The sequence below is a fragment of the Streptomyces sp. NPDC001709 genome (genome assembly GCF_053596375.1).
The window spans coordinates 1-1,973 of record NZ_JBSFGB010000138.1 but is presented as its reverse complement, the minus strand read 5'-3'; the positions used below and the strand labels follow the sequence as shown (position 1 = coordinate 1,973).

Here is a 1,973-nt window from a genome sequence, read left to right as displayed (position 1 = left end):
CCGGCCGTCTCGCTGGCGTGGGGTCTGTGGTCGGGCACTGCGGGCATGGCGGGGCAGTTGGGTTCGGCGGAGTTGGCGCGTTTGGAGCGGATGGGGGCCAAGCCGTTGACGTCCGAGCTGGGTCTGGGTCTGTTCGACCAGGCTCTCGCTTCGGAGGCGGCGCTGCTGGCGCCGACCTGGCTGGACACCGGGGTGCTGCGGGCTCAGGCCCGGGCCGGGACCATCCCGGCCGTACTCCGCGGGCTGGCACCCGTTCCGGCGCGGCGCACAGGGGCCGGTGGGGCCCTCGCGCAGCGCTTGGCGGGCGTGCCCGAGGCGGACCGTGAGCAGGTCGCCCTCGAAGCGGTGCTGGCCCAGGTGGCGGGAGTCCTCGGCCACGCCTCGACCGCGTCCGTCGATCCCGAGCGCGCGTTCAAGGACCTCGGCTTCGACTCCTTGAGCGCCGTCGAACTGCGCAACCGGCTCACCCAGGCCACCGGCGTACGGCTGCCCGCCACCCTCGTCTTCGACCATCCGACCCCGGCAGCGGTGGCACGCCTGCTGATGTCGCAGATCGCGGTGGACGTCGAGGTCGGTCGTCCGCGTGCGACACGGTCGCGGCGCGTGGACACCGGCGAGCCCTTGGCGATCGTCGGCATGAGCTGCCGGTTCCCTGGTGGTGTGTCCTCGCCTGAGGAACTGTGGGAGCTGGTGGCGTCCGGCCGGGACGCCATGGGCCCCTTCCCGGCCGACCGGGGCTGGGACCTGGAGCGGCTCTACGACCCCGACCCCGACCAGCCCGGGAAGGTGTACACGCGGGCCGGCGGTTTCGTCGACCGCATCGGCGAGTTCGACGCGGACTTCTTCGGCATCAGCCCCCGTGAGGCGGTGGCGACGGACCCGCAGCAGCGTCTGCTGCTGGAGGCGTCGTGGGAGGCGTTCGAGGACGCCGGCATCGACCCGACGACGCTGCGGGGCAGCAACACCGGTGTCTTCTGCGGCACCGTCGCCTCCGGCTACCACGCCACGATGGTTCCCGAATTCGAGGGATACCACCTCACCGGCACCACGATGAGCGTGGTCTCCGGCCGCATCGCGTACACACTCGGCTTCGAAGGGCCCGCGGTGTCCGTGGACACGGCCTGCTCCTCCTCCGCGGTCGCCCTGCACCTGGCGTCCCAGGCCCTGCGCGCCGGCGAGTGTGAGATGGCGCTGGTCGGCGGCATCTCACTCATGGCCACACCGGACCTGCTGATCGGTTTCAGCCGTCAGCGCGGCCTGGCTCCCGACGGCCGGTGCAAGGCGTACGCGGCGTCGGCGGACGGGACCGGTTTCTCCGACGGTCTGGGCCTGCTGGTACTGGAGCGGCTGTCGGACGCCAAGCGCAACGGGCGGCGGATCCTCGGGCTGGTCCGGGGCAGTGCGGTGAACCAGGACGGTGCGAGCAATGGTCTTACGGCCCCGAACGGTCCGTCGCAGGAGCGGGTGATCCGGCAGGCGCTCGCCAACGCCAAGCTCTCACCGGCCGAGGTGGACGCCGTCGAGGGGCACGGCACGGGCACCAAGCTCGGCGACCCGATCGAGGCCCACGCCCTGCTGGCGACGTACGGCCGGGAGCGCGACGGGGACCCGCTGTGGCTGGGGTCGATCAAGTCCAACATCGGCCACACATCGGCCGCCGCAGGTGTCGCCGGTGTGATCAAGATGGTGATGGCGATGCGGCACGGGGTGCTGCCGCCAACCCTGCATGTGGATGAGCCGTCCCCGCACATCGACTGGCAGGCCGGTGAGGTCGAGCTGCTGACCGAGGCCAAGGAATGGACCAGTTCCGGCCGGCCCCGCCGTGCGGGTGTGTCGTCGTTCGGTGTCAGCGGTACGAACGCGCACATCGTCCTTGAAGAGGCTCCGGCGGAGGAGTCCGCCGATGGCCGCGAGTCGGCTGTGATGCCGGTGGTTCCCGTGGCGGTGTCGGGGCGGACGGCGGCGGCGCTGCG

The 1,973-nt window shown here is 71.9% G+C and carries 1 protein-coding gene; it reads left to right on the top strand.

Translation table 11 applies throughout. The features are described from left to right. Positions 1-1,973: type I polyketide synthase (locus ACWC0C_RS48280; protein WP_450871541.1), on the top strand; the 1,973-nt coding region annotated here is incomplete at both ends.